Source organism: Kitasatospora phosalacinea (assembly GCF_000716545.1).
In the GTDB taxonomy this organism is placed as follows: domain Bacteria; phylum Actinomycetota; class Actinomycetes; order Streptomycetales; family Streptomycetaceae; genus Kitasatospora; species Kitasatospora phosalacinea.
Window position 1 is genome coordinate 1 of sequence record NZ_JNWZ01000050.1, and the last position, 25861, is coordinate 25861.

The following is a 25861-nucleotide window of genomic DNA, read 5'->3' on the forward strand; positions in this document are numbered from 1 at the left end:
ATCGCCCGCGGCGCCGCCTCCGGCGACCGGGACGGCTACTTCGCCGAACTCGACAAGAAGTGGTCCGAAGCGCAGAAGACCGTCAACGGCTGACCACACAGCACGAGTTGACCGAGTGACACCCCGTGGCGCGGCCGGAACCACTCCGACCGCGCCACGTCCCTCCCGGGACTTCACGATCCCCCAGGCACCACCCCCCACCCCGCCCGCACGTCCGGAGGACCCGCGTGAACGACCAGCCCCGCACCACCCGCCGCCGCGCCCTGCTCGGCGCGGCCGCCCTCGGCCTCGCCACCGCCCCGCTGCTCGGCGGCACCGCGTCCGCCGCCGACCAGGACTCCGACGCCCGGGGCCGGGACGCCTCCGGCAAGGACCGCGGCCCGTTCGTCACCGCCCGCGGCGGTGAACTGCGCCTGGACGGGCGGAAGTTCCGCTTCGGCGGCACCAACTGCTACTACCTGCACCAGCAGTCGCACTACATGATCGACGCGGTGCTCGACGACGCCGCCACGATGGGCCTGACCGTCGTCCGCGCCTGGGCGTTCGCCGACGGCGACGGCCACTCCTACCGGGCCCTGCAGCCCAAGCCGTTCAGCTACGACGAGGCCGCCTTCGAGAGCCTCGACTACGCCGTGTGGAAGGCCGGGCAGCTCGGCCTGCGCCTGGTCCTCCCGCTGGTCAACAACTGGCCCGACTACGGCGGCATGCAGCAGTACGTCTCCTGGTTCCTCGGCCTGCCCGACGACTCCTACGGCGACGGCACCCACCACGACAGGTTCTACACCGACGCCGACTGCCGCAAGGCGTACCGGGCCTGGGCCAAGCACGTGATCCAGCGCCGCAACCGCCACACCGGCCTGCGCTACGCCGACGACCCCACCGTCATGGCCTGGGAGCTGGCCAACGAGCCGCGCTGTCGCAGCGACAAGTCCGGTGCCACGCTGCTGGGTTGGGCCCGCGAGATGAGCGCGTACGTGAAGTCGCTGGCCCCGCGCCAACTGCTCGCCGTCGGCGACGAGGGCTTCTACGGGCGGGCGAACGAGGCCGACTACCCGTACTCCGACTACGAGGGCAACGACTGGCTCAAGCTGACCGCCCTCCCCGCCGTCGACTACGGCACCGTGCACGTCTACCCGCAGAACTGGGGCGAGACCAGCGGCGGCAAGCCCGGCACCAACGCCACCGACTGGGGCACCCGCTGGATCACCGACCACCTCGCCGACGGCCGCAAGCTCGGAAAGCCCGTCGTCGTCGAGGAGTTCGGCCTCCAGATCGACGCCGGCCGGGACGTCCCCGACACCGCCGCCCGCGACGCCGCCTACCGGGCCTGGACGGACGCGGCACTGGCCGCCGGCGCGGCGGGCGATCAGTTCTGGCTGCTCACCTCCCGGGTCGACGACGGCTCCTTCTACCCCGACTACGACGGCCACCGCGTCATGTGGAACAACGACCCGGCCAACCCGACCCGCACCACCGCGCAGCTGTTCGCGGCCCACGCGAAGGCGATGGCCGCTTCGGGCTGACGGGCGGGAGGGCGCGCACCCGGGAGCCCCGGGCCCCCGGTCCCGCCTCCCGCCGTCCTCGCCGGGCCACTGGCAAGGCTCCCGTCGCTCCCCGGGCTCCGGCCCCGCTCGTTCGCCCGCCACCGCCACGATCCGGCTCCCCGTGACCGCGATCACAGGGGGTCGGGTGAAACGCGCGGCGGGGTGAGGGGCGTCTGAGCTGTGGGCGATGGGCGCCCTGCTGGGGATCGGAGTCCGATGGTGGTTGGCCGATGGAAGTCGCGGACGCGATCGAACCGTCCGCGGGCCGACCGGGAGGGGTGGCGCCGGTGGGTGCCGGACCGGCGCCACCGGATCGACTACCCGCGGGCCGGCCGCCGGGGGGTGCGGCGCTGGCTGCCGTCCTGGCGGCAGGTGCTGCTGCTGGCGGGCGGGGCGTTCGGGCTGCTGGTGGCCACGGCCGGGGTGATGTACGCGACCACGGACATCCCCACCGACCTGAACTCCTTCGCCACCCAGCAGAACAACGTCTTCTACTGGGCGGACGGCACCGAGATGGCCCGCACCGGGCTGGTCAACCGGCAGGACGTGCCGCTGGACGAGGTGCCGGGCCAGGTGCAGTGGGCGGTGCTGGCGGCCGAGAACGAGACCTTCTACTCGGACCCGGGCATCTCCTTCCAGGGCATCGCCCGGGCGGTCTACCGGATGGGCGCGGGCGGTGACACCCAGGGCGGTTCGACCATCACCCAGCAGTACGTGAAGAACGCGTACCTCAACCAGCGCCAGGACTTCTCCCGCAAGCTCGACGAGATGTTCATCGCGCTCAAGCTGGACCGGCAGGACAGCAAGGAGGAGATCCTCAGCGGCTACCTGAACATCAGCTGGTTCGGCCGGGGCAGCTACGGCATCGAGCGGGCCGCGCAGGCGTACTACGGCAAGGACGTCTCCGCGCTCGACGTCAGCGAGGGAGCCTTCCTGGCCTCGCTGCTCAAGGGCGCCTCGCTGTACGACCCGGCGGCCGGCCCGGAGAACCACGCCCGGGCGGTCGAGCGCTGGTCGTGGATCCTGGACCGGATGGTCAAGATCGGGAAGCTGTCGGCGGCCGACCGGGCCGAGTACACCCGGTTCCCGGAGCCGAAGCCGGTGCCGCCGCTGGTCGGGCTGAACGGCCAGACCGGCTACCTGGTCGACCTGGCCAAGGGCTACGCGCAGAGCCACGCCGACATCTCGCCGGCCCGGTTCGACCTGGGCGGGTACCAGATCTACACCACCTTCGAGAAGCCGCGGGAGACCGCGCTCACCGAGGCGGTCGAGAGCGCCGGGAAGAAGCTCGACCCCGACCACCGCCCCGCCGACCAGAACGTCCACCTGGGCGCCGCCTCGGTGGCCACCGACGGCCGGATCCTGGCGGTCTACGGCGGGCCCGACTACCTGAAACAGGGCTTCGACAACGCCAACACGGTGAACGTGCCGGTCGGCTCGGCCTTCAGCCCGCTGGTGTACGCGGCCGGCCTGGGCCAGGGCGTCCAGCACGAACGCGACGGGAGCAGGACGCCGGTCGGGCCCGCCACCAAGTACGACGGGGACGACGGCGTCGAGCTGGAGACCCCGGAGGGGCCCTACTGGGCGCGGGACGGGAAGAAGGCCAGGACCGCCAACGACGGCGGCAGGAACTGGGGCAGCATCACGCTGCGGACCGCGGTCGAGCAGTCCGTCAACGGGCCGATCCAGCAACTCGGCATGGACGTCGGACTGGGCAACGTCCGCAGGACCGCCCTCGACCTCGGGCTGCTGCCGGAGAGCATGGGCGACCTGACGCCCGCCTACGCGCTGGGCAACTCCACCCCCAGCGCGATCCGGCTCGCCGACGCCTACACGGCCTTCGACGCCCGGGGGAGGCGCACCGACCCCTACTCGGTCAGCAGCGTCAGCCACAACGGCGGCGACGTCCCGGTGGAGAAGCCCCAAACCGTCCAGGCCGTCACCCCGGCGGTGGCCGCCGAGGTCGACGCCGCGCTGCACGGCGCGGTCAAGGACGGCGCGTCCAAGGACGTCCGCCAGGCCGTTCCCGACGGCGCCGGGAAGACCGGCGCCACCCAGGAGCGCACCGCGGGCTGGTACGTCGGCTACCGGGGCGACGTGGCCACCGCGGTCGCCCTGTTCCGGCTCGACCTGAAGACCCTGGAACTGCTCCCGCTGGCCGGCGTGGGCGGCGCCGCCCCGAGCACCCCCGACTCGGCGATCCCGGCCGGGATCTGGGCCGCCTACACGAAGGGCGCCGCGCACTGACCGGCCGCGGGGGCGGGGAGGGCGCACCCTCCGCGCCCCCGCGGCCGGTCACTTCAGGTAGGTCGGCCAGTCGGGGGACTGGGCCGGGTCCAGCCGGCGCAGCTGTTCCAGCACCTTCGGGTCCTGGGCGTCCATCCAGTCCGCCAGCTCCTTGAACGAGACGCAGTGCACGCCGTCCTTCTTGCAGACCGTCCCCATCACGTCCTGGACGGCCTGCATGTAGATGCCGCCGTTCCAGGTCTCGAAGTGGTTCCCGATGAACAGCGGCGCCCGGCTGCCGTGGTAGACCCGCTCGAAGCCGTCCAGGTACCCCTCGCGGGTCTGCTTCTCCCAGGCCGCGTACTTCTTCGGGTCGCCCTCGGTGCTGGCGCCCGACTGGTTGGCCAGGAAGTTGAAGTCCATCGAGAGCACCTGGGTGTCGCCGAACGGCAGCAGTTGCAGCGGGAAGTTCCAGATGCCGTCCGCCTTCGACGGCCAGACCTGGAACTCGCCGGGGGAGCTGGCGTCGTAGCGCCACCCGTAGGTCTTCGCGGCCTGCAGCAGGTTCTTCTGCCCCTCCAGGCAGGGGGCCCGGCCGCCCACCAGCTCCTTGGCGTAGTCGAACGGCAGCGGGGCCTCGGTGGAGAAGCCGGTGTTGGTCTTCCAACGGGCGACGAACGAGTACGCCTGGTCGATCTCCTTCTTCCAGTCCTCGACGCTCCAGGTGGAGCCGCCCCCGGCGTCGCCGGCGTCGGTGCAGAAGTGGCCGTTGAAGTGGGTGCCGATCTCGTCGCCGTCCCGCCAGGCCAGCCGCAGCTGCTCCAGGGTCTCCTTGACGTGCTGGTCGGTGGGGAAGGAGATCGCGGAGCTGCCGGGCGAGTGCCGGGGCGCCTGGTAGAGGCCGCGCTTCTCGTTCGGGACGAGGTAGATGCCGCTCAGGAAGAACGTCATCGTGGCGTCGTTCGCCTCGGCCAGCTCCCGGAAGCGGGAGAACAGGTGGTCGTCGTTCTCCAGCGCGCCGTCCCAGGAGAACACCACGAACTGCGGCGGTTCCTCGCCCGGCTTCAACTTCTCGATCTTGAGCTGGTGGGGCTGCGGCCCGGCGTCCGACATCGAGCCGTCGCCCAGCACCTTCACCTTGCCGTCCCAGGCGGAGGCGGAGGCCCCGGCGCCCGCCCCGGCGGCCTCGGAGGAGGCCGTCCCGGCCCCGTCCGGGTCGTCGTCCAGCACCAGGGTCAGGGCGAGCGCGGTGACCGCGCACCCGGCGAGCACCGCCAGCGACACCTTGACCGTCCGGCTCCGGGTGCCGGGCCCCTCCACGCGCCTGTGGTTCTTCACTGTCCCGCTGTTCCCCGTCCTGCTCCGCCGTACCGCCGACCGCCGACCGCCGCCGAGACGGCACGACCGGACATCACACCGTCTTCTTGTCGGACGACTGTAGGCGGGCTTCGGTTGTCACCGGAGGGCGGTCCCGTCGGTCGGGAGGGCGGTCGCGGGGAGCCGCGGCCGGCGGCGGGTCTCCCGGGGCCGGCGAACGGCCGTCCGGTATCACCCGGCGAATTCCCCTCCACCTGGCGGTGATCTGCCGGGAGGAGGAGCGGCTCACCGAACTGGCGGCGGTGCCGACCGAGTTCCTGCGGGCGTCCGGCGCGATGATCGACGAGTACGCCCACGACTGGAGCGCCGACGGGAACCGGGACTCCGAGCCGCAGGGCTACGTCGCACTGGCCCCGCTCGCGGTCGCGGTGCTCGCCCACGACGCCAGCCTCCCGATCGAGGTCGAGTCCGAGTCCGAGTCCGAGTACCTCCCCCTCCACCTGCTCCGGGGGCGGCGGGCGGGAGTCCGTTGACCGAGCGGAGGCCGTCATGTGACCGCGCGTCGGGCATCGGGCAGCGTGCTCCGGCGGCCGGGCCCGGGCCGGGACCGTCACGAGGCCCGTTCGCGATGGACTGCCACGCCTTCCACGGCGACTTCCCCATCGGGGTGGAGTCCCCGTACATTCCCAGGTACCTGCTCGACCACGAGTGGCCGGGCGGGTTCCCGACCTGACGGCCGGGCAGGTGCGGCCCCGCCGGCGGTTGGGGCACAGTGGTGACGGGCGCCGTGGCGAAGCGGCGCCGGTGTCGGAACGGACGAGGGACGCAGGGGAGTTCGGGTGTCGCAGCAGATCATCGTCGATGAGGGGAACCTGCGCGGGCAGGGCAAGAACCTGGAGTCGATCGGCGAGTCGTTCCAGCGGACCGTCGACCAGATGAAGTCACGGCTGTCGGCACTGGAGGACAGCGACCCGCCGTGGGGCGACGACGACCTCGGCGAGAAGTTCGGCATCGTCTACGAGGGCCTGCGCGACGGCATGAAGGAGTCGATGGACTCCCTGGCCCAGCGGCTCGGCGAGGTCGGCCAGAAGCTCCAGGTGATGGCCGACAACCACGCCGCCAACGAGGCCGACACCGCGGACCGGATGCACGCCCTCGGCGACCGCACCCAGAGCGCGGGCAACGAGATCCAGACGATGAGCCGCCCGCAGCTCTGACCTGCCCGGCCTGTCCCGACCTGCTCCGGCCCGCCGTCCGGAGGAGCGGAAGCGAGCCCGGCCGGGTGTCCGTTCGGGTTCGTATCATTCGGCCATGGAACACACGGGCACAGGAGGGGCGGTCCCGGGACGGCGCGCATGGTCGTTCCTGGTCGCGGGCGCGGAACGGGAGTTCCAGGGAAACACGGGGTACGAGGACGTGATCGAGGAGTCGTACAGCTACGACTCGACGGTGGCCAACCACCAGAAGGTGACCGCGGGCGATCTGGTGGTCGTCCGGAACGGCCGCGAAGCGCTCGGAACCGGGTACGTCGAGCGCATCGACGTCCTGACCGACTGCTCGAAGGAGCGCAACAGGTGCCCGGAGTGCGGTGACACCAGCTTCAAGGAGCGCACGAGGAAGCAGCCGCGGTACTGGTGCAGCCGTTGCAGCACTGCCTTCAACGAGCCGACCACCGAGATCGTCGCCATCACCGCCTACCGGGCGCACTACGGCAGGACGTGGCAGCCGCTCGAAGGCTGCCTGGAGAAAGCGTTGCTGGGGGAACTGAGCCTGAGCAAGTCGGGGCAGCAGTCGATCAGGGCGATGGACCTGGTGCGAACCCTCGACGCAGTGACCGTACGCGGAGTCAGGTTTCCGCACGAGTCGTCGATCGGACGGACGGCTCCCCGGCCGACTACGGAACTGCCGGGCGGACGGCGTCGGACCACCGCGGCGGTCAGGCGCGGACAGGACGCGTTCCGCAGTGCACTGGTGCGGCAGTACGGCATGATCTGTGCTGTCACCGGTCCCGCTCCGGCGGAAGTGCTCGAAGCGGCACACCTGAAGCCGTTCGCGGAGACCGAGCGGCACCGCATCGAGGAAGGGCTCCTGCTGAGGGCCGACATCCACCGCCTGTTCGACAGCGGCCTGCTCGCGATCAGCCCGGAACTGCAGGTGCACATCGCGCCGAGCCTGCGCGGGCACGTCACGTACGGCGCGTTGGACGGTTCGCTGCTGCAGGTCGGGGCGGACGGGGTACTGGACCTCGCGGTGGTGGAGGAGCAGTACACCGCAACCGTCTCCACCTGGTAGAAGAGGCCCGGCGCCGCTTCCCCGGGTCCTTCCGGGAACCGCGCGGCGGCGAGGGGAGCCGCCGGTGGGATCGGCGGCTCCCCTCGGGTGGGGCGGGGGAGGTCAGGCGTCCCAGCCGAGTTCGTAGACCGCGGCGGCGGTGTTGGTGATGTGGACGGCGCCGGTGAGGCCCTGGTAGGCGCCGGTGCCGCCGGTGATGACGCCGTCGAACTTCTTCGGGTACTTGGCGGTCAGCGGGTTGTCGATCGGGACGACCGCCGTGAAGGTGACCTGGTCGCCGCTGGTGAAGACCAGGTCGGCGGTGCAGAAGGCGGTGACCGAGTCGACCGAGATCACGTCCTTGGTGCACTGGTCGTACACGGTGGCGATCGTCGCGCCCGTGGCGTCCTTGGCCGTGGCGGTGCCGCCGAAGCCCGCGCCGATTGCGTTGGCCGCGCCGCCCGCCGAGTTGGTGCCGGTGAAGTCGATCGTGACGGTGGGCGGTGCGGCCCGGTGCGCGTCGGTGGTGGCCGCACCGGCGAGCGCGGGGACCCCGGCGACGACGACGGCGGCGGCGCCGACGGCGAGTGCGACGATCCCCTTGGCCTTGGCAGTTCGGGACATGTTTCCTCCAGTTCGGTCCGGGCGGAGTGCCCGGGGGCGGGCCCAGATCACCACACATCGGACACGGAGGGTGTTCATTCGTCACTCCCCGTGTCGCCCGTCGTCTGCCGCCGGACACGCCGTGCCGCCCCTTGCCGGGCAAGGCCCGTCCTCCGGTACCCGGCCCGGTCCGGGCCCCCGAAAATCACCCGTTCGTATTCGCACCGAACGGGGCGGGGCGGTTCGGGGCGGGAGCTGCCGCCGACGCCGGGGCCGGACCGCCGCGGGTCCGCGAACGGGTGCGGATATCTGCCGAACGGCAGATGGCGGGGCGCCGTCGATCGGCGAGGCTCGGGGGGTGATCGACCGCAGCCGACCGGAGGAACCGGTGAACCGACGACAGCCGCACCCGAGAACCCCGCCGCCCATGGGCGCGCCCGCGGACGCGCCCGTGATCGAGTTGGCCGGGGTGGGAAAGGTCTACCGGGGCGGGAAGCGGGCCCTGGACGGGGTCGGCCTGACCTTCGGGGTCGGGCTGCTGGGGCTGCTCGGGCCGAACGGAGCGGGCAAGTCCTCGCTGCTGCGGATCCTCGCCACCGTGACCCGCCCCAGCACCGGCACGCTCCGCTACCGGGGGGTCGACGCGGTGGCCGCCCCCGACCGGCTGCGACGCGAACTCGGCTACCTGCCGCAGGACTTCGGCGTCTACCCGAACCTGACGGCCCGCGAGTTCCTGGCCTACCTGGCCGCCGCCAAGGGCCTCACGGCGCGCTCCGCCCGGGCCCGCGCCGACGAGCTGCTGGAACTGCTCAACCTGACCGAGGCGGTCCGCCGTCCGCTGGGCGGCTACTCGGGCGGGATGCTCCGCCGGGTCGGCATCGCGCAGGCACTGCTCGCCGACCCCCGGGTCCTGGTGGTGGACGAGCCGACCGCCGGACTGGACCCGGAGGAACGCGTCCGGCTGCGCAACCTGCTCGGCGAACTCGCCACCGAGCGAGCGGTGTTGCTCTCCACCCACATCGTCTCGGACGTCGAGTCGACCGCCGACACGATCGCCGTGCTGGCCCGCGGCCGCCTGCTGCGCCGGGGCACCCCGCAGCAGTTGGTGCGGGAACTGGAGGGAAGGGTGTGGGAGTTGACCGTCCCGGCGGCTGAACTGCCTGCCTGGCAGGCGAGTTGGCTGGTCGGCCGCACCGTCAGGGCCGCCGCCGGCAGCGTCCGGATGCGGCTGATCTCCCCCGGCGCGGGGGAGGGGCCGTCCACCGCCGTCCCGGTCCGGCCCGATCTGGAGGACGTCTACCTGGCCGCCGTCCACGGCGGAGGGCACGGGGACCACGGGGGAAGCGGCGGAAGCGGGGACCACGGTGGACGCGGCGGAGGCCGGGGACCGGAAGGAGGCCGCTGGTGACGGCGCGGACGCTGGCCGCCCTGGCGGTCGGAGACTTCCGGGAACGGGTCCGCCGCCCGGTGTACGCGGTGACGCTGCTGGCGGCCGTCGGGCTGGGGCGCCTGGCGGTGCCCGCCGCCGACAGCCGTTGGGTGGTCCTCGACGTGGGCGGCAACCGGGGCGTGTACAACAGCGCCTGGGTCGGTACCGCGACGGCCCTGGCCGGGGCGCTGTGGCTGACGGTCGGCGGGTTCTACGTGGTGCGCGGCGCGATCGTCCGGGACGCCGCGACCCGGGTCGGCCAGGTGCTGGCCGCCACCCCGCTGCGCTCCACCGGCTACCTGGCGGCCAAGTTCCTCTCCAACCTGCTGGTACTGGCCTCGATGCTGGGCGTGCTCGCGGGCACCGCGCTGGTCCTGCAACTCCTCGCCGGCGAGGACAGGTCCGTCGACCCGGTCGCGCTGTTCGCCCCGTTCCTGCTGATCGCACTGCCGCCGCTGGCGGTGACGGCCGCGGCCGCCGTGCTGTTCGAGACGGTGCCCGTGCTGCGGGCCGGGTTCGGCAACCTGCTCTGGTTCGGACTGGCGCTGCTGCTCGCGATCGGCGGCCAGTCCGCGCACGCACCGCTCGGCGGCCTCGGCGTGCGGCAGGCCGGCGACTCGCTGCGGCAGGCCCTGGAGGCGCAGCAACTGCCTTACGGAGAAGGAGGGTTCAGCCTCGGCCTGACCCGGGTCGCCGAGCCGCTGCACTCCTTCCGCTGGGACGGCGCACCGCTCACCGGCGGATTCCTGGTCGCCCGGCTGGCCCTGGTCCTGCTGGCCGCCGCCGCGGCGGTGCTGCCCGCCCTCTGGTTCGGCCGCTTCGACCAGGCCGCTGCCGCCTCGGGCACGGGCCGGAACAGCGGGGCCGGGAACAGCGGGGCCGGGGGTGGCGGGGACGGGGACGTTCGGAGCAGGAGCAGGAGCAGGAGCAGGCGCAGGCGCAGGAGCAGCCGGGCCGGGAAGGGGCGGGTGAGGCCCAACCGCCGTCCGGGGCGGCGGTGTTCGGGGCGCTGCCGCGCACCGTGCCGGTCCGGGGCGGGGCGTTCGGGCGGTTGCTGGCCGGGGAGGCGCGGATCCTGGTGCAGGGCGTGCCGCGCACCTGGTGGGCGGTGGTCGCACTGCTGTCCGTCGCCGCGCTCGCCGTGCCCGCGCCCGCCGCGACCGGGCTGCTGCTGCCACTGCTGTGGCTGTGGCCGGTACTGCTGTGGTCCCGGCTGGGCACCCAGCAGACGGAGAACGGGCTGGCCGAACTGCTCGGTGCGCACCCCGCACCGCGCCGCCGCCTGCTCGCGGAGTGGACGGCCGGGGTCCTGCTGACCGTCCTCACCGGTGCCGCCCCGCTGCTGCGGATGCTGGCGACGGGCGACGCCGCCGGGGCCGCGCACTGGTCGGGCGGCCCGCTGCTCGTCCCCTCGCTGGCGCTGGCGCTCGGCGTACTGAGCCGCGGCCACCGGCCGTTCCAGGCGCTCTACCCGCTGCTGTGGTACCTGCTGGTCAACCACGTCGCCGCGGTGGACTTCATGGGCGCCACCCGCACCGCGGGCCGTCCGGACGGCCCGCACCCCCTGCTGGTCGCCGCGCTCTCGGCGGCCCTGCTCGGCGCGGCGCTGCTGACGGCCGAGGCTCGACGCGGGAGACGGAGCTGACGGGGCGTCGCAGCACGGGTGACGGGACACGAATGCCGGGAAACGAATGCCGGGACACGGGTGCCCGAGCGCGGAGGTCACGTCACGGACGTCAGGTGCGCGAACACCACGGTGTTGGAGTCGTACCCGGTGCGCCGGTCGTAGTGGCCGCCGCAGGTGATCACGCGCAGCTCGGCGCGGCCGGTCGGCGCGTACACCTCGTCGGTGGGGAAGTCGTCCTTCGGGAAGGAGCGCACCGAGTCGACGGTGAAGGTGGCGGCGCGACGGTCCTGCCGGGTGACGGTGATGGTCAGGCCGGGGCGCAGCAGGCCGAGTCGGTACAGCACGCCGGGGCCGTGCTTGTCGTCGACGTGGCCGACCACGACGGCGGTGCCGTCGGCGCCGGGGGTGGGGGCGTCCCGGTACCAGCCGACCAGGTCGGGGCGGCCCACGGGCGGGGTGGTGAGTGCTCCGGCGGGGTCCAGGCCGAGCGGGGTGAACGCGGCGTCCACCGAGATGGACGGGATGCGCAGCCGTTTCGGGTCGGAGGGGGCGAGCGCCGCGACCTCCGGGACGGTCCGGGAGGGGCGGGGGGAGGGGGACGTCCGGGCGGTGGCCGGGGACTGCGCCGGGGCCGAGGCCGGAGCGGTGGCCGGGGGCGGTGGTGGGGGTGGCGGCTGGGAGGTGGTCAGTCCGTCGTCGACCAGCCAGGCGCCGCACAGCAGCGCGACGACCGCGGTGCCGAACCGTAGCCGGTCGGCACCGCGGGCGCGTCGGTGGGTGGTGCGGGTCAACGGCGCGAGCGCGAGCGGCGGCGCCGGCGCACGACCAGGTAGCCCGCCCCGGCGATCAGGGCGGTGCCGACGGTGACCTCGGCCGGGTTCAGGTCACGCGAGGACCCGCCCGCACCGGCCGCGACCCCGCCGTGCGGAGGCCGTCCCGGATGCCCGGGTGAGGCGCTGGGCGAGGTGCCGCTGGACGGGGACGGGGACGGCGAGGGGGAGGTGCTGCCGGACGGGCTCGGGGAGGGGCTGCTGCCGACGCCGCCGCAGTCGACCGTGAACACCTTCTGCTTGGCGTCGCCGTTCTCGCCCACGAAGTTCCAGCCGAGCTTGTAGTGCCCGTCGGGCAGCGACTGGTCGGCGGTCCGGGCGTTCCCGGTGGGCATGACCAGGCTTCCGCTCAGCACCTGGGCGTTGCCGGTCGGCGGCTGCTGGTCGATGTGCCAGGTCACGGTCTGCCCGGGGTCGAAGTTGAGCCCGACGATGTAGAACTTGCAGACCTTCGGGTCGTTGTTCTGGCTGTCGGCGGGCGTGCCGGCGTCGTGGATCTTCACGTCGCCGTTGTCGCCGGCGGCGTGCGCGGGGACGGCGAACACGGCCAGCGGCAGCACGACGGCACCGGCGAGGGCGGCCGCGCGCAGGGGCAGCAGATGCCGCCCGGCCAGGATGGGGATCATGAGAACTCCGGGGGGATGGACGGGAGCTGCCGGCACGGTGCCGACACCCTCCTGAGAGTCCTCGCCGCGATCTGACGGGCAGTCACAACACACCCGAACCGGTACGACGTTTCCACCTGACGGCCGAGCACGGTGTCGGCCGACCCGCCGACCCGCCGGGCCCGGCGCCGAGGTAGCGCAGGACGGGGCCACCGGTGCCCACGTCGCCCCCCACCTCGACCCCGCCGCCGTCGCCGCCGCGATCCTCGGCACCCTCCTGCTGGCCGTCACGGCGGGCACCGCCGTCACCCGGCGGGGGCTGAGGCGGCGCTGAGACGGCCCGCGGCAGCACCGTCGCGGGCCCCGGGGTCAGGCGGCTGGTTGGTGGGAGCGGCGGCGGGGGCGGAGGCGTTCGCCGCGGGCCAGGCGGCGCAGGCGGGCGAAGCGGGAGAAGCGGTCGCGGTTGGAGACGGCGGCGCGGTCGAGTTCCTCCATCAGGCGGCGGCCGCGGTGCTCGAGGTCGAGCTCGTCGAGGATGCGGTCGACCTCGGCGAGCAGGGAGCCGTGCAACTGCCAGGCCTCCGGGTGTTCCTGGACGCGGCGCAGCAGGAGCTGGGCGACGTTCTCGCGGCAGGACCAGGCGGCGGCGAGTTCGGCGGCCAACCGCTGCTCGGCCTCCTCGGCGTTGCGGCTGACCTGGGTGGTGACCAGCACCGCGAAGCTCACCAGCGCGCCGCCGACGTGCTCGAACAGCTCCTCCAGGGCCACCGCCACGTCGTCGGGGAAGAGCCGCTCGCCGGGGCCGCGGCGCTTGGCCAGGTCGGTCAGCGAACGGGCGATCACCCGGATCACGACCACGCAGATCTCCAGGGTGTCCAGCCCGGTGCGCAGCACCAGCCGGGAGAGCAGGCCCTCGCTGATCCGCGGGTTGAGCCGCAGGCTGTCCTCGGCCTGCCGCAGCGCCCCGTCCACCTGGGCGATCGCGTGGTCCAGCTGCCTGGCCTCGTGCAGCCGCTCGGCGGCCCGCTCCACCGGGACGGGACGCCCCAGCTCCTCGGCCAGTCCGAGCAGCAGGTAGCGGGCCCGGCGGGCCAGGTCCTCGATCGACTCGCCGGCCTTGTCCACCCACACCGGTGGCGCTATCACCAGGTTGAACAGCAGGCCGACGCTCGCGCCGATCACCGTCTCCAGCACCCGGTCCCAGGCCTGGGTGGTGACCTGGGAGACGCCCAGGATCAGCATCGCGCTGATCGCCACCTCCTGGACGAACTCGTCCACCCGCACGAAGCGGCCCACCACCAGCGAGGCGAGGATGATCAGCCCCAGGCTCCACCAGGAGAGCCCCACCACCGTCGAGAACCCGATCGCGATCAGCACCCCGACCACCACCGAGTTGACCCGCCGGATGCTGGTGGTGAGCGTCGAGTACACCGTCACCTGCACCACCAGCAGCGCCGTCAGCGGCGCGGTCAGCGGTGCCGGCTCCCGGCTCAGCCAGGTCGCCACCACGTAAGAAAGCGTCGCGGCGACCGTGGCCCGTACCGTCTGCACGACGAACGGGTCCCTGGCCCCGCGGCGCACCACCACCGCCACCGGCTCCGGAACGTAACGCATGCAGATCTTGTATCCCCGCCGGAGCCCGATCACACCGCGCACACGCTGAGGGGGCGTCAGACTGTGAGCCCCGGTCACAGGACAAACGCCTGTCTGGCTGCGCCCCGGGCGCGCCGCCCACGATGGCGGCATCGGACGCCCATGACCCCCGCGCGGCCGAACGCGTCCGCGGTCCGAGGACGCGCCGCGCGATCCGACGACCGGACGAGGTGGTGGTCGCCGTGAGCGACGTCTCCGACCTGACCGAGCGCACCGAGAGGGTGCCCGCCCCCGAGGTGCTGCGACCGCTGCGGTACGCCGGGGTGTTCGCGCTGCTGTTCCTGTTCGGCACCGAGACCTTCCTGGTCTCCCCGCTGCTGCCGACCATCGCCGAATCGATCGGCTCCACCGAGGCCGCCGCCGCCTCCACCGTCACCGCGTACGTCCTGGTGTACGCGGTCTTCGCGCCCTTCCTCGGGCTGCTCAGCGACCGGTTCGGCCGCCGCCGCACCCTGCTCGCCGGCGGGCTGCTGTTCGTGCTGTCCAACGCGGCCGCCGCGCTCTCCACCGACCTCACCCTGCTGGTGCTCTCCCGCGCCCTGGCCGGGCTCGCCGCCGCGGCCGCCGGGCCCGCGATCTGGGCGCACATCGCCGAGACCGCCCCCGAGGCGGTGCGCGGGCGGGCCCTCGGACTCGGCATGGCGCTGTTCTCCACCGGCCAGGTGGTCGGCGTCCCGCTCGGCGGCGTGCTGGCCGGCGCGTCGGGCTGGCGGGCCGCGTTCTGGGCGCTCGCGATCGGCACCCTCGCCGCGATCGCGCTGCTGGCCCGGCAGGTCGCCCCCGCGCCGGGCAGCGCGGCGTCCGGCGGGGCCGTCCGGGCGATCCTGGGCGGCTGGCGCGACCCGGCGCTGCGGCGCGCGCTGCTGGTCAACACCGTCTTCAACGCGGCCAACCTCGGCGCGTACACCTTCCTCGGCGCCGTCCTCGACCGCCGCTTCGACCTCTCCGTGCAGGCCCTCGGCCTGGTCGGCGTCCTGGTCGGCGCGGGCAGCGTGGCCGGCTCGCTGCTCGGCGGACGCCTCGGCGACCGGGCCCGCACCGCGGGCCGCGCCGACCTGCCGCTGCTCGCCCTCTGGGGCCTGCTGCTGGCCGCCGGCATCGCACTCGCCACCACCGGCCCCGGGCTGCCGCTCTCGCTGCTGGGCGTGCTGATCTGGTTCACCGCCAGCGGAGCCTTCGTCACCGACCAGCAGACCCTGGCCGGCACCGTCGCCCCCGCCCACCGGGCCACCTCCAGCGCCTGGCTCACCTCCACCATGTACGCGGGCACCGGCCTCGGCGCGTGGGCGATCGGCGCGTTCTCCGACGTCACCCACGGCGCGCTGCTGATCGGCACCGGCCTGGCACTGGTCGCGGCGGCGGGGGCGTGGCTGGTGACGCGGGGCCTGCGGCAGGAGGGCTGAGTCCTCAGACGCGGTCCTTCCGCCGGGTGGTGAAGGCGTTGCGGTAGGCGGCCGGGGTCATGCCGAGGTGGCGGTTGAGGTGCTGGCGGAGGGATTCGCCGGAGCCGAGGCCGCTGCGGTGGGCGACCTGGTCGACGGTGAGGTCGGTGGTCTCCAGGAGTTCGCGGGCGCGCAGCAGGCGCTGCTGGAGCAGCCACTGGAACGGGGTCACGCCGGTCTCGGCGGTGAAGCGGCGGGTCAGGGTCCGCACGCTGGTGCGGGCCCGGGCGGCGAGGTCGGCGAGGGAGAGCGGCCGGTCGAGGTGCTGCAGGGCCCAGAGGCGGGCGTCGTCGAGCGGGGAGCCGGTGCGGGCGGGCAGCGGGGTGCTGACGAACTGGGCCTGGCCGCCCTGGCGGACGGGGGTGACGACGGCGGCGCGGGCGGCCGCGTTGGCGACGGCCGCGCCGTGGTCGGAGGCGATCAGGTGCAGGCACAGGTCGATGCCGGCGGCTGAGCCCGCGCCGGTGACGACCGGGCCGTCCTCGGCGAACAGCCGGTCGGCGTCCACCCGGACGGCGGGGAAGGCGCGTCGCAGCTCGTCGGCGAAGGCCCAGTGGGTGGTGGCGGTGCGGCCGTCGAGCAGTCCGGCCTGGGCGAGGACGAAGGCGCCGGTGCAGATCGAGGCGATCCGCCTGCCCGCGGCGGCGGCCCGCCGGAGGGCGTCCAGCGCGGCCGGGTCGGCGTCGTGGCGGCTGGCGGTGGAGGGGACGATCACGGTGTCGGCGGCGGCGAGGGCCTCCAGGCCGTGCCGGACCACGACGTCGATGCCGCCGTGCCCGGGCAGCACGCCGGGCGCGGGGGTGCAGACCGTGACGGCGTAGCAGGGGCGCCCGTCGGAGAGCGCGGCGTCGAACAGCACCGAGGGCATGGACAGGTCGAAGGGCTTGACGGGCGGGACGGCCAGGACGGCGACGCGGTGCATGGCTGGATCCTTGGACTCCGTGGCTATCGGGCCACTGACCCTACTCCCTGGTGGCACGGCAGAGTTGGCCGGGCGGAGGGCCCCCGCGACCGCGTTCCCCACCGAGGCACGAAGGAGACACCACCATGGCCGGAGCAGTCGTCATCGGAGCGGGCGCGACCGGGGCCGCGACCGCCAGGCAGTTGGCCGGGCGCGGCGAGCCGGTCCGCCTGGTGACCCGCGGGGGCGGCGGGCCGGAGCACCCGGGCATCGAGCGGATCGCCCTGGACGCGGGCCGCACCGAGGAGTTGGCCGAGGTGCTGGCCGGGGCGGACACCGTCTTCAACGCCGCCATGACCGCGTACCACACCTGGCCGCAGACCCTGCCGCCGCTGTTCGACTCGATCCTCGCGGCGACCGAGCGGGCCGGGGCCGACTACGTGATGCTCGGCAACCTGTACGGCTACGGGCCGACCGCGGAGCCGGTGACCGAGCGCACCCCGCTGCTGGCCCGCACCCGCAAGGGGCGGGTGCGGGCCGAGCTGTGGCGGCGGGCCGAGCGGGCGCACGCCGAGGGGCGGCTGCGGGTCACCGAGGTGCGGGCCGGGCAGTTCCTGGGCCCGGGCGCGGTCTCGCCGTTCGCGCTGCTGGTGGCGCCGCGGGTGCTGGACGGCGAACTCGCCCTGGTGCACGGCGACCCCGACGCGGCGCACTCCTTCTCGTACACCGAGGACGTCGCGGCGGCGCTGGTCGCGGTCGCCCGCGACGACCGGGCCTGGGGACGGGCCTGGCACGCCCCGGTGATCACCAGCACGGTGCGGGCGGCCGCGACCGAACTGGCCGAGCTGCACGGGGCGCCCGAGCCGCGCCTGGAACAGCTCACCGAACGGGAGTTGGCGCTGCTGGCGTTCGGCGACCCGCTGTGGCGGGAGTTCGCCGAGCTCGGCTACATGGCGGAGCAGCCGTTCGTGGTGGACGACGGCGACCTGCGCGGGGTCTTCGGGCTGAAGGCGTCGCCGCTGCGCACGGCACTGGCGGGCTGAGGCTCAGCGGCGGGCCCCGGCCGCCAGCAGCTCGGAGCCGCCGCCCGTCGCCTCCGTCCGCGGGCCCGCCGTCAGCCCGGTCACCCGGGCCGCGTCCTCGGGGGTGGCGGGGGTGAACAGGACGACCAGCGCGGACGGGTCGTCGACCGGGTGGAAGGAGCTGAGGGTGAGCCGGACGGGGTCGAGGCCGGGCGGGGTCGCCCGGACGGTGCGGGCGGTGAGTTCGGCGACGGAGTGGCAGCCCCACCAGTGGCGCAGCTCGGGGGCGTCGGCCTCCAGGCGGCGGTAGAGCTCGTCGGTGCGCGGGTCGGCGATGGCCGGGCCGGCCTGGGCGCGGAAGTGCTGGAAGACGTTCATGGCCAGCGGCTCCCAGTCGGGCAGGACCCCGCGCAGCCGGTGGTCGACGGCCAGCAGCCACATCAGGTTGCGGCGGTCGGCGGGGACGTGCTCGGGGGAGCCCCACAGCGCCGTCCAGGCCGCGTTCCAGGCCAGCAGGTCGAAGTGCCGGTCGAGCAGGGCGGCGGGGCTGGCGGGCCAGGAGTCGAGGACGGGGCGGACGGACGCGGTGAGGCGTCCGGCGGCGCTGCGGTCGGCGTCGGCGGGCACCGGCTCGTGGTAGCCGGCCAGCCGCATCGCGTGCCGCAGGCCCGCCTGGTCCAGCCGCAGGGCGCGCGCCACCGCCTCCAGGACCTGCCGGGAGGCGGTGACGCGGCCCTGTTCGAGCCAGGTGTACCAGGCGAGGCCGACGCCGGACAGCGAGGCGACCTCCTCGCGGCGCAGCCCGGGGGTGCGCCGCCGGGCGGTGGCGGTCAGTCCGACGTCGGCGGGTTGGAGGAGTTCGCGGTGGGCGCGCAGGAACGCGCCGAGTTCCTGGCCGGTGGCGGGGGTGGACACGGTGCTCGCTCCTCGTCGCGGGTGGTTCTCGGGTACGTCGGTTCCAGGTTAGGCCGGGAGCGGGCCGGTTCCGGATCCTGCAACAAACTCCTCACGTTGCGCCAACTCCCAGAGCCGAACGGGCATGTGGCTGACGTGCCCGCGTTCGTCCTGCCGGCGGCGGGCGGCCGCGCCGACGGCCCGGTAGAAGTCGGCGCGGCGCTCCTCGGGCAGGACCCGCGCGTAGTAGTCGCCGAAGGTCGCCGCGTGGAAGTGCTCGTACTGCTCGGCGGAGTCGACGGTGACCACCGCGTCCCGTTCGGCGTGTCCGGCGACGGCCAGGTGCGGGGCCAGGACGTCGAGCAGCTCGTCGACGGTGCGGGTGCGGGTGGCGATCGGCAGCACGCCGTGCGCGGCCAGCAGTTCCGGCACCCGCGCGGCGGGGACGCCCAGCGCGTCGAGCGCCTCGCGCACCAACTCGTCCTCGCCGCCCAGGCCGTGGGTGTCGCGGGCGGCGCGGACTCCTCCGGCAGGTCGGCGAAGATCTCGCCCTGCAGCGCGAACCACTCCGCCAACTGCGGCTGGTCGTCCAGCGACACCAGGTACCTGGTCAGCCCGGCCTCCGCCTCGTGCAGACGCTGGCGCCACAGGGCCGAACGCTCGGCCTCCGGCATCGACCGGTACGGCGAACGCCCCCATTCGGCCCCGCCGCCCCCCTCCTCCCCAGGCAGCACCACCACCCGCCGCCCCGGCCCCGTTCCGTCGACGCCCATCAGGTGCTCTCCCTCCGCAACGGTCCGCAGGTCCTTGTCGTTGCCACGCTAAGGACCGCCCGACCACCCCCAGAAGCCCCGAACGGCTACCCGGGGGGCGACCTTCGTCGCCCCCCGGGGGCGACCCGCGGACGACGGGAGCCCGCTCGCCACGGGGGCGAACGGGCTCGTCGGGAGGGCGCCCGGCCTCAGCCGGCCAGGCCGTGCCGGACGGCGTAGAGGGCGGCGCGCAGGCGGTCGGACTGGCCGGTCTTGCGCATGGCCTGGGTGAGGTGCTTCTTGACGGTGGCCTCGGCCAGGGCGAGCCGGCGGCCGATCTCGGCGTTGCTCAGGCCGAGCGCCAACTGCGCCAGCACCTCGCGTTCGCGGTCGGTCAGCCCGGTCTTCTCCAGCGGGAGTTCGACCGGGGCGACGGCCTGCGGGCGGACCGGCACCGGGGCGGGCAGGAACAGGGTGCCGCCGGCGGCGACCAGCCGGACGGCGTCCACGATCCGTTCCGGCGGCAGGTCGAGCGGGAAGCAGCCGCTGCCGCCCGCCATCAGGACCCGGCTGGCCTCGGTGGTGGTCTCGGCGCGGCGCAGGAGCAGGACCCGGGTGTCCGGGGCCCCGTCCGGGCGGCGCAGCGCGGCGATCGTCGCCAGGTCGCCGTCCAGGCTCGTGCCCCGGCCCAGCAGCACCAGGTCCGGCCGGCTGCGGTGGACCGAGCGGACGGCCTGCGCCGGGTCGGCGGAGGAGCCGACCACCGTCAGGTCGGCGGTGCCGGCCAGGACGCTGCGCAGCCCGGCGCTGACCACCGGGTGCCGTTCGACCAGGAACACCCGGGTGGCGACCGGCCGGTGCGCGGCGCCGGTCGGGCACAGCGGGTGGTTGCAGGTGCAGGCGGGTTCGGGCGCGGTGCGGGCCGCGTCGACGAGCAGCTGGTGGCCCGCCAGCAGGTCCAGCGGGTTGTCGATCTCGGTGTGCAGGGCGTCCTGCGGGTGTGCGCGGTGGCGCAGCACCCGGGCGGAGCCGCTGGTCAGCGCGGGCACGTGCCCTCCCGGCGGGAGGGTCGGGCGGGGTGCGGATGCGGGTGCATGGCGGGTCGGTCCCCTCGAAGGCGGCGAAGTCGCGGGAAGGGGGGATCGGCGCTCCGTGCGGCGCGGACCCCCGGAGGACGGACGGGGCGCCGCGGACCGGCCGGGTCAGGCCGGGGGGCGGCGCACCGTGCCGGGGCGACAGGTCTCGTCGAAGGACCTGCGGTGCCACGAGCCACCGATTCCCCAGAGGGTGAAGTCGGTTCGCCGATATGCCATACGGAAATCCTATTTGCGCCGTTGAGGGGCGGTCAAGGACGGTCCACCGTGCGGCTGTCGGCCCCACCGCCCTGTCCGGCCCGCCCACTCCTATGACCACGGGTAACAGCACGAATGCCTGGCTGGCTGCCCCGCACCCCGTCCGCGAGCCTCGGTCCGGACGACCCCGACGGCGCCGGCCCCGCCCCCGCCGTCCGAACCGGAGGACCCACCGCGCCATGCCCGCCGCCACCGACCCGGCCGCCCCGTGACCCGCTTCCTGCTGCGCCGACTGCTGCTCGCCGTACCCACCCTGCTCGGCGTGAGCGCCGTCGTGTTCGCCACCGTCGCGCTCGTCCCCGGCGACCCGGTCACCGCGTTCCTCGGCCCCGGCGCGCCCGCCGACGCCAGAGCGGCCCTCGCCGAACGCATCGGCCTCGACCGGCCGCTGCCCGTGCGCTACCTCGACTGGCTCGGCCACGCCCTCAGCGGCGACCTCGGCACCTCCACCTCCGCCCAGCGCCCCGTCGCCGACCTGCTGCTGCCCGCCCTCGGCCAGACCCTCACCCTCACCGGCGCCGCCTTCGCCCTCGTCCTGGCCGGCGGCACCGCCCTCGGCACCCTCGGCGCCCTGCGTCCGCGCGGCTGGAGCGGACGCCTCACCGGCGCCGCGAGCACCCTCGCCGTCTCCGCGCCCCAGTACTCGGTCGCCCTGCTGCTCACCGCCGTCTTCGCCGTCCACTGGCGGCTGCTGCCCGCCTCCGGCACCCACGACGCCTTCGGCGCCGGCGGCACCGGCGACCTGCTGCGCCACCTCGTGCTGCCCGCCACCGCCGCCGCCCTCGTCCCGCTCGGCCTCACCGCCAAGGTCCACCGCGCCGCGCTCTCCACCGTCCTCGCCTCCGACCTCGCCGACGGCCTGCGCGCCCGCGGCCTCGGCCGCGCCGCCGTCCTGCGGCACTGCGCCCACAACGCCTCGCCCGCGCTGCTCACCATCGGCGGCCTGCAACTCGCCTACCTGCTCGAAGGCGTGGTCTTCGTGGAGACCCTGTTCGCCTGGCCCGGCCTCGGCCGCCTGCTCTACGACGCCCTCACCGCCCGCGACCTGCCGCTCGTCCAGGGCGGCGTGCTGCTCGTCGCCACCGCCTTCGTCGGCGTCAACCTGCTCGTCGACGCCGCCCACGCCGCCATCGACCCCCGGGTGCGGAGCTGAACCATGGACACCACCCGCGCCCGGCGCCCGTCCGCCACCGCACTCGCCGCCACCGCCGCCCTGCTGCCCGTCCTGCTCGCCCTCGCCGCACCCCTGCTCGCCCCCGCGGACCCCGACGCCGGACGGCTCGCCGACCGCCTCCTCGACCCCGGCACCCCCGGCCACCTCCTCGGCACCGACGGCCAGGGCCGCGACCTGCTCAGCCGCCTGCTCTGGGCCGCCCGCCCCTCGCTCACCGCCGGGCTGCTCCCCGTCGCCTGCGCCGCCCTGGCCGGCGCACTCGTCGGCATCACCGCCGCCCTCGCCGGCCGCGCCACCGAACAGGCCCTGCTGCGCACCCTCGACGTGCTCTACGCCTTCCCCGGCGTCCTGCTCGCCATCGCCGTCGCCACCCTGCTCACCCCCGGCCTCGGCGCCACCGTCCTCGCCCTGACCGTCGTCCTCACCCCGGCCGTCGCCCGGGTCGCCTTCACCGAGACCCGCCGCATCCGCACCGCCGAGTTCCTCGAGGCCGCCACCGTCAGCGGCGCCACCCGCACCACCCTGATCCTGCGCCAGGTGCTGCCCGTCGTCGCCCCCGTCGTCCTGGTCTACGCCGGCTCCCTGGTCGGTCTCGCCATCGTCTACGCCGCCGGCCTGTCCTTCCTCGGCCTCGGCGTCCCCCCGCCCACCCCCGAATGGGGCGCCATGCTCGACGAACTCCGCCCCGCCCTGTTCACCCACCCCTGGCTCGCCGCCACCCCCGCCCTCGTCATCCTCGCCGTCTCGGTCGCCTTCAACGCCCTCGGCGAGACGCTGCGCGGACGGCTCGCCGAAGGAGCGGAGACCACCCGATGAGCCTGCTCACCATCGACCGCCTCACCGTCGAACACCCCGGCGGCGTACGGGCCGTGCAGGACGTCTCGCTCCGGCTCGACACCGGGCGGGCCCTCGTCCTGCTCGGCGAGTCCGGCAGCGGCAAGACCACCCTCGCCCGCGCCGTCCTCGGCCTGCCCGGACGCGGCACCGCCGTCCACGGCTCCATCCGGCTCGGCGACACCGAACTGCTCGGCCTGCCCGAACGCGAACTCGCCCGCGTCCGCGGCCGCCGCATCGGCTACGTCCCCCAGGACCCCTCCGCCACCCTCGACCCGCTGCGCCGCATCGGCACCCAGCTCGCCGAAGTCCTGCGCGTCCACGGCCTCGCCGCCACCCGCCGCGAAGCCCGCGCCGCCGCCCCGCCCCTGCTCGCCGCCGCCGGCCTGCCCGAGCCCGAACGCGCCGCGAGCGCGTACCCGCACGAACTCTCCGGCGGCCTGCGCCAACGCGCCGCCATCGCACTCGCCATCGCCTGCGGCCCCGAACTCCTCGTCGCCGACGAACCCACCACCGCCCTCGACACCCTCGTCCGCGCCCGCATCCTCGACCTCTTCACCACCCTGCGCACCGAACGCGGCCTCGCCCTCCTCCTCGTCACCCACGACCTCTCCGCCGCCGCCCGCATCGGCGACACCGTCGCCGTCCTCGCCGACGGCCGCCTCGCGGCCACCGGCCCGGCGAAGGAGCTGCTGAGCCCCGCCAAGGGGCCGGGAAGGACGGCGGGAGGCGAAATCAAGGGCCCGGGGGACGGCGGGCCCGCGCTGCCGGCGGTCGGAGCCCGCCGGGGTGTCCGTGCTGCTCCGGGCCCGGGAGCGGAACCCGGGGCCACGGCACGCGACGGCAGCGAACCGGCAGCAGTCCCGGGTCCGTCGTTCCCCGGACCCCTGGTGCCGTCCCCGGGGGAGCCCTCCCGGTGACCGCCCTGCTGCGGCTCGACGCCGTCTCCAAGAGCTACGCCCACCGCCCCGCCGTCACCGACGTCACCCTGGAGGTGCGCGGGGGCGAGAGCGTCGCGCTGGTCGGGGAGTCCGGCTCCGGGAAGTCGACGCTGGCCCGGCTCGCGCTCGGGCTGACGCGCCCCGACGCGGGCACGGTCACGTTCGAGGGGCGCGACCCCGCGCGGTTGCGGGCCCGCGCCGACCGGGACGTCCGGGCCAGGCTGCAGTTCGTGCCGCAGCACCCCCGGGGCTCGCTGAACCCGGCGCTGCGCTCCGGCGAGGCCGTCGGTTTCGCGCTGCGCGTCCACGGCGTCCCCAGGCGCGAACGAGCCGACCGCACCGCCGAGTTGTTCCGTCAGGTGGGCCTCGCGCCGGAGCTGGCCAGCCGCTTCCCCCGGGAGCTCTCCGGCGGCCAGCTGCAACGCGTCGCGGTGGCACGGGCGTTGGCGACCGGACCGGCCCTGGTGGTGTGCGACGAGCCGACCTCCGCGCTGGACCGCGACACCCAGGAGCGGCTGCTCGACCTGCTGGCCGAACTGCGCGAACGCACCGGCACCGCCTACCTGTTCGTCTCCCACGACCTCGCCGCCGTGGCCCGTTTCGCGCACCGCACGCTGGTGCTGCGCGCCGGCCGCGTGGTCGAGGAGGGCTGCACCGAGCACCTGTGGACCGCCCCGGCGCACCCCTACACCCGCGCCCTGCTGGACGCCTCGGGCCCGCACGTCACCCTCCGCGCCCCCGGAGCCCCCGGAACCTCCAGAGCCGCCGAGGCCCCCGGGCCCCTCAAGACCCTCCGCACCAACGAACCGAACGACGAGGAACCGAAATGACCGAGCACGCCCCCCGCCGCCCCAGAGCCGCCGCCGCTCTCGCCTCCGCCGCCGTCCTGCTGGCGGCCACCGGCTGCGCCTCCACCAGCAGCGACGCCGCAGGCGGTGGCGGTGGCGGCGGCGGGACGCTGGTGATCGGCGCGACCGGCAAGCTGCCGAACCTGGACACCGTGATCGGCGGCGCCGGCTTCGAGGGCAAGCGCCTGCTGAGCTTCCAGATCTACGAGGGCCTGACCCGCTACGAACTGCTCAAGGACACCGGCAAGCCGCCGCAGGTGACCGGCGCGCTCGCCGAGTCCTGGCAGGTCGCCCCGGACAACGTCACCTGGACGTTCACCCTGCGCAAGGGCGTCAAGTTCCAGGACGGCACGCCGTTCGACGCCGACGCGGTGCTGTTCAACCTGCACCGGTACCTCGACAAGTCCAGCCCCGAGTACACCGACGCGCTCGGCGCCGCCGCCAAGGAGTACGCCGGGGACATCGCCTCCTACCGCAAGACCGACGACACCCACGTCGAACTGGTCACCTCCGCCCCGAACGGGCACTTCCCGGAGGACCTCGCGCACGTGCTGATCGCCAGCCCCACCGCCGTCCGCAAGTCCGGCAGCGCCGATTTCTCCCAGCACCCGGTCGGCACCGGCCCGTTCGGCTTCGCCTCGCAGACCGAGGGCCAGCAGGTCGAGCTGGTCGCCAACAGGGACTACTGGCGCGGCGCCCCCAAGCTGGAACGCCTCGTCGTCAAGGCGCTGCCCGACCCGGCCGCCCGCACCGCCGCGCTGCGCTCCGGCGGCGTCAACTGGATCGAGTACCCGAACCCGGACGACCTGGAGAGCCTGAAGGCGTCCGGCGCGCAGATCCTCTCCAACAGCTACGACCACCTCTGGTACTGGATCCTGGACACCACCAAGGGCCCGTGGGCGGACGCGCGGGTCCGGCAGGCCGCCAACTACGCCATCGACCGGCAGGCCATCGCCGGCAACCTGCTGCACGGCACCGCCGACCCCGCCTTCCAAGCCGCGCCGCGCGCCACCGCCGCCTACGACCAGGGCGACGACCGCTACGGCCACGACCCGGTGAAGGCCAGGCAGTTGCTCACCGAGGCCGGCTACCCGAACGGGTTCTCCACCTCCGTGACGGTGCCCACCGGCGGCTCCGGCAACCTGCTGCCGGTGCCGATCACCGAGGCCCTGCAGCGCGACCTGGCCGCCGTCGGCATCAAGGTGGAGATCCGCACCACCGACTGGACCACCCTGATCGGCGCCGAGGCCAAGGGCGAGGTCGCGCTCGGCTCCGACGCCATCGCCCAGTCCACCACGCTGTTCCAGTCCGAGGCGCTGCTGCCGCTGTTCCTCGGTTCCAAGAGCCCGTTCTGGACCGGCCACTACGCCAACGCCAAGGTCGACGAACTGATCTCCACCGCCGCCGCCAACCCCGACCGGACGGCCCGGCAGGCCGCCTACCGCACCGCGCTGCGCCAGGTCACCGAGGACGCGCCCTGGCTGTTCGTGGTCAACGACCGCAACCCGCGCGCCCTCGCGCCCAGCGTGCACGGAGCCGTCCAGCCGCAGTCCTGGTTCCTCGACCTCACCACCGTGTCGGTCGGCAAGTGACGCC

General features: G+C 74.5%; 24 protein-coding genes. 15 read left to right on the forward strand and 9 right to left on the reverse strand.

The genetic code is table 11. The annotated features are described in order from the left end of the window. Positions 1–227: 227 nt before the first annotated feature. Both OO48_RS23490 and OO48_RS23495 read left to right on the forward strand, forming a co-directional pair. Entirely contained in the window at positions 228–1523 is a 1296-nt protein-coding gene (locus OO48_RS23490; protein ID WP_051732575.1) for a glycoside hydrolase 5 family protein, read from the forward strand. 312 nt (positions 1524–1835) lie between these two features. Further along, positions 1836–3791 (forward strand): transglycosylase domain-containing protein, encoded by a 1956-nt coding sequence (locus OO48_RS23495; RefSeq protein ID WP_033219503.1) that lies wholly within the window; start codon positions 1836–1838, stop codon positions 3789–3791. Positions 3792–3839: 48 nt separating this feature from the next. On the opposite strand, the gene OO48_RS23500 is transcribed toward OO48_RS23495, so the two are convergent. After that, entirely contained in the window at positions 3840–5108 is a 1269-nt protein-coding gene (locus tag OO48_RS23500; RefSeq protein WP_051732579.1) for a polysaccharide deacetylase family protein, read from the reverse strand. 239 nt (positions 5109–5347) lie between these two features. Between OO48_RS23500 and OO48_RS39315 the strand changes: the two genes are divergently transcribed. From OO48_RS39315 to OO48_RS23515, 3 genes are all read left to right on the forward strand, one after another. After that, positions 5348–5620: an Imm49 family immunity protein gene (locus OO48_RS39315; RefSeq protein ID WP_033219505.1), complete on the forward strand. Its 273-nt coding sequence runs from the start codon at positions 5348–5350 to the stop codon at positions 5618–5620. Positions 5621–5926: 306 nt separating this feature from the next. Further along, positions 5927–6304 (forward strand): hypothetical protein, encoded by a 378-nt coding sequence (locus tag OO48_RS23510; protein ID WP_051732581.1) that lies wholly within the window; start codon positions 5927–5929, stop codon positions 6302–6304. A 94-nt stretch (positions 6305–6398) separates the two neighbouring features. Continuing rightward, positions 6399–7379 (forward strand): HNH endonuclease, encoded by a 981-nt coding sequence (locus OO48_RS23515; protein WP_051732583.1) that lies wholly within the window; start codon positions 6399–6401, stop codon positions 7377–7379. 102 nt (positions 7380–7481) lie between these two features. On the opposite strand, the gene OO48_RS23520 is transcribed toward OO48_RS23515, so the two are convergent. Further along, a complete protein-coding gene (locus tag OO48_RS23520; RefSeq protein WP_033219507.1) occupies positions 7482–7982 on the reverse strand; it encodes a hypothetical protein in 501 nt (166 codons plus the stop codon). Positions 7983–8412: 430 nt separating this feature from the next. On the opposite strand from OO48_RS23520, the gene OO48_RS23525 reads away from it, so the two are divergent. From OO48_RS23525 to OO48_RS39325, 3 genes are read left to right on the forward strand one after another with little or no spacing between them, the layout of a single operon-like run. After that, positions 8413–9369 carry an ATP-binding cassette domain-containing protein gene (locus OO48_RS23525; protein ID WP_081952324.1) on the forward strand — a complete coding sequence of 319 codons (957 nt, stop codon included), beginning with the start codon at positions 8413–8415 and terminating at the stop codon, positions 9367–9369. Beyond that, positions 9366–10706, forward strand: coding sequence for an ABC transporter permease (locus OO48_RS39320; RefSeq protein WP_209439529.1), 1341 nt, complete (start codon positions 9366–9368; stop codon positions 10704–10706). Before OO48_RS23525 ends, OO48_RS39320 begins: the two co-directional genes overlap by 4 nt. A 32-nt stretch (positions 10707–10738) precedes the next feature. Further along, positions 10739–11035, forward strand: coding sequence for a hypothetical protein (locus OO48_RS39325; protein WP_209439530.1), 297 nt, complete (start codon positions 10739–10741; stop codon positions 11033–11035). Between the two features lie 77 nt (positions 11036–11112). Here the strand turns inward: OO48_RS39325 and OO48_RS40790 are convergent, their stop codons facing one another. The 3 genes from OO48_RS40790 to OO48_RS23550 all read right to left on the reverse strand — a co-directional run bounded on the left by OO48_RS40790 (position 11113) and on the right by OO48_RS23550 (position 14066). After that, on the reverse strand, positions 11113–11808 hold the full coding sequence (locus OO48_RS40790) for a class F sortase (RefSeq protein ID WP_051732585.1): 696 nt from the start codon (positions 11806–11808) through the stop codon (positions 11113–11115). Next, entirely contained in the window at positions 11805–12473 is a 669-nt protein-coding gene (locus OO48_RS23545; RefSeq protein ID WP_051732587.1) for a hypothetical protein, read from the reverse strand. The genes OO48_RS40790 and OO48_RS23545 overlap by 4 nt, the downstream gene beginning before the upstream one ends. 348 nt (positions 12474–12821) lie before the next feature. Further along, positions 12822–14066 (reverse strand): FUSC family protein, encoded by a 1245-nt coding sequence (locus OO48_RS23550; protein ID WP_033219512.1) that lies wholly within the window; start codon positions 14064–14066, stop codon positions 12822–12824. Positions 14067–14287: 221 nt separating this feature from the next. On the opposite strand from OO48_RS23550, the gene OO48_RS23555 reads away from it, so the two are divergent. Continuing rightward, positions 14288–15508 (forward strand): MFS transporter, encoded by a 1221-nt coding sequence (locus tag OO48_RS23555; RefSeq protein ID WP_157845519.1) that lies wholly within the window; start codon positions 14288–14290, stop codon positions 15506–15508. Positions 15509–15512: 4 nt separating this feature from the next. On the opposite strand, the gene OO48_RS23560 is transcribed toward OO48_RS23555, so the two are convergent. Then, positions 15513–16469, reverse strand: a complete 957-nt coding sequence (locus OO48_RS23560) for a GlxA family transcriptional regulator (RefSeq protein ID WP_033219517.1) — start codon at positions 16467–16469, stop codon at positions 15513–15515. Between the two features lie 125 nt (positions 16470–16594). Between OO48_RS23560 and OO48_RS23565 the strand changes: the two genes are divergently transcribed. Then, a complete protein-coding gene (locus OO48_RS23565) occupies positions 16595–17491 on the forward strand; it encodes an NAD-dependent epimerase/dehydratase family protein (RefSeq protein ID WP_033219519.1) in 897 nt (298 codons plus the stop codon). Between the two features lie 3 nt (positions 17492–17494). Here OO48_RS23565 and OO48_RS23570 read toward each other — a convergent pair whose 3' ends face one another. From OO48_RS23570 to OO48_RS23580, 3 genes are all read right to left on the reverse strand, one after another. Further along, a complete protein-coding gene (locus tag OO48_RS23570) occupies positions 17495–18385 on the reverse strand; it encodes a helix-turn-helix domain-containing protein (RefSeq protein WP_081952320.1) in 891 nt (296 codons plus the stop codon). Positions 18386–18433: 48 nt separating this feature from the next. After that, a complete protein-coding gene (locus OO48_RS23575; RefSeq protein WP_157845520.1) occupies positions 18434–18931 on the reverse strand; it encodes a hypothetical protein in 498 nt (165 codons plus the stop codon). Between the two features lie 394 nt (positions 18932–19325). After that, on the reverse strand, positions 19326–20165 hold the full coding sequence (locus tag OO48_RS23580) for a LuxR C-terminal-related transcriptional regulator (RefSeq protein WP_081952321.1): 840 nt from the start codon (positions 20163–20165) through the stop codon (positions 19326–19328). Between the two features lie 511 nt (positions 20166–20676). On the opposite strand from OO48_RS23580, the gene OO48_RS23585 reads away from it, so the two are divergent. Genes OO48_RS23585 through OO48_RS23605 form a run of 5 tightly spaced genes read left to right on the forward strand, consistent with a single transcriptional unit; the run spans position 20677 to position 25857 of the window. Beyond that, a complete protein-coding gene (locus OO48_RS23585) occupies positions 20677–21621 on the forward strand; it encodes an ABC transporter permease (RefSeq protein WP_033219521.1) in 945 nt (314 codons plus the stop codon). A gap of 3 nt (positions 21622–21624) precedes the next feature. Further along, on the forward strand, positions 21625–22458 hold the full coding sequence (locus OO48_RS23590; RefSeq protein WP_051732593.1) for an ABC transporter permease: 834 nt from the start codon (positions 21625–21627) through the stop codon (positions 22456–22458). Continuing rightward, complete coding sequence (locus tag OO48_RS23595; protein WP_051732595.1) at positions 22455–23396, forward strand: ATP-binding cassette domain-containing protein; 942 nt, start codon at positions 22455–22457, stop codon at positions 23394–23396. Before OO48_RS23590 ends, OO48_RS23595 begins: the two co-directional genes overlap by 4 nt. Next, on the forward strand, positions 23393–24247 hold the full coding sequence (locus OO48_RS23600) for an ABC transporter ATP-binding protein (protein WP_063830723.1): 855 nt from the start codon (positions 23393–23395) through the stop codon (positions 24245–24247). Before OO48_RS23595 ends, OO48_RS23600 begins: the two co-directional genes overlap by 4 nt. Beyond that, on the forward strand, positions 24244–25857 hold the full coding sequence (locus OO48_RS23605) for an ABC transporter substrate-binding protein (RefSeq protein ID WP_033219523.1): 1614 nt from the start codon (positions 24244–24246) through the stop codon (positions 25855–25857). Before OO48_RS23600 ends, OO48_RS23605 begins: the two co-directional genes overlap by 4 nt. Positions 25858–25861 lie beyond the last annotated feature (4 nt).

Bases quoted from the DNA above. Each gene is read 5' to 3' on its own strand.
- OO48_RS23590 (WP_051732593.1), top strand. From the start codon at position 21,625: ATGGACACCACCCGCGCCCGGCGCCCGTCCGCCACCGCACTCGCCGCC.
- OO48_RS23560 (WP_033219517.1), bottom strand. From the start codon at position 16,469: ATGCACCGCGTCGCCGTCCTGGCCGTCCCGCCCGTCAAGCCCTTCGAC.
- OO48_RS23520 (WP_033219507.1), bottom strand. From the start codon at position 7,982: ATGTCCCGAACTGCCAAGGCCAAGGGGATCGTCGCACTCGCCGTCGGC.
- OO48_RS23595 (WP_051732595.1), top strand. From the start codon at position 22,455: ATGAGCCTGCTCACCATCGACCGCCTCACCGTCGAACACCCCGGCGGC.
- OO48_RS23565 (WP_033219519.1), top strand. From the start codon at position 16,595: ATGGCCGGAGCAGTCGTCATCGGAGCGGGCGCGACCGGGGCCGCGACC.
- OO48_RS39325 (WP_209439530.1), top strand. From the start codon at position 10,739: ATGCTGGCGACGGGCGACGCCGCCGGGGCCGCGCACTGGTCGGGCGGC.
- OO48_RS23515 (WP_051732583.1), top strand. From the start codon at position 6,399: ATGGAACACACGGGCACAGGAGGGGCGGTCCCGGGACGGCGCGCATGG.
- OO48_RS23550 (WP_033219512.1), bottom strand. From the start codon at position 14,066: ATGCGTTACGTTCCGGAGCCGGTGGCGGTGGTGGTGCGCCGCGGGGCC.
- OO48_RS23605 (WP_033219523.1), top strand. From the start codon at position 24,244: ATGACCGAGCACGCCCCCCGCCGCCCCAGAGCCGCCGCCGCTCTCGCC.
- OO48_RS23545 (WP_051732587.1), bottom strand. From the start codon at position 12,473: ATGATCCCCATCCTGGCCGGGCGGCATCTGCTGCCCCTGCGCGCGGCC.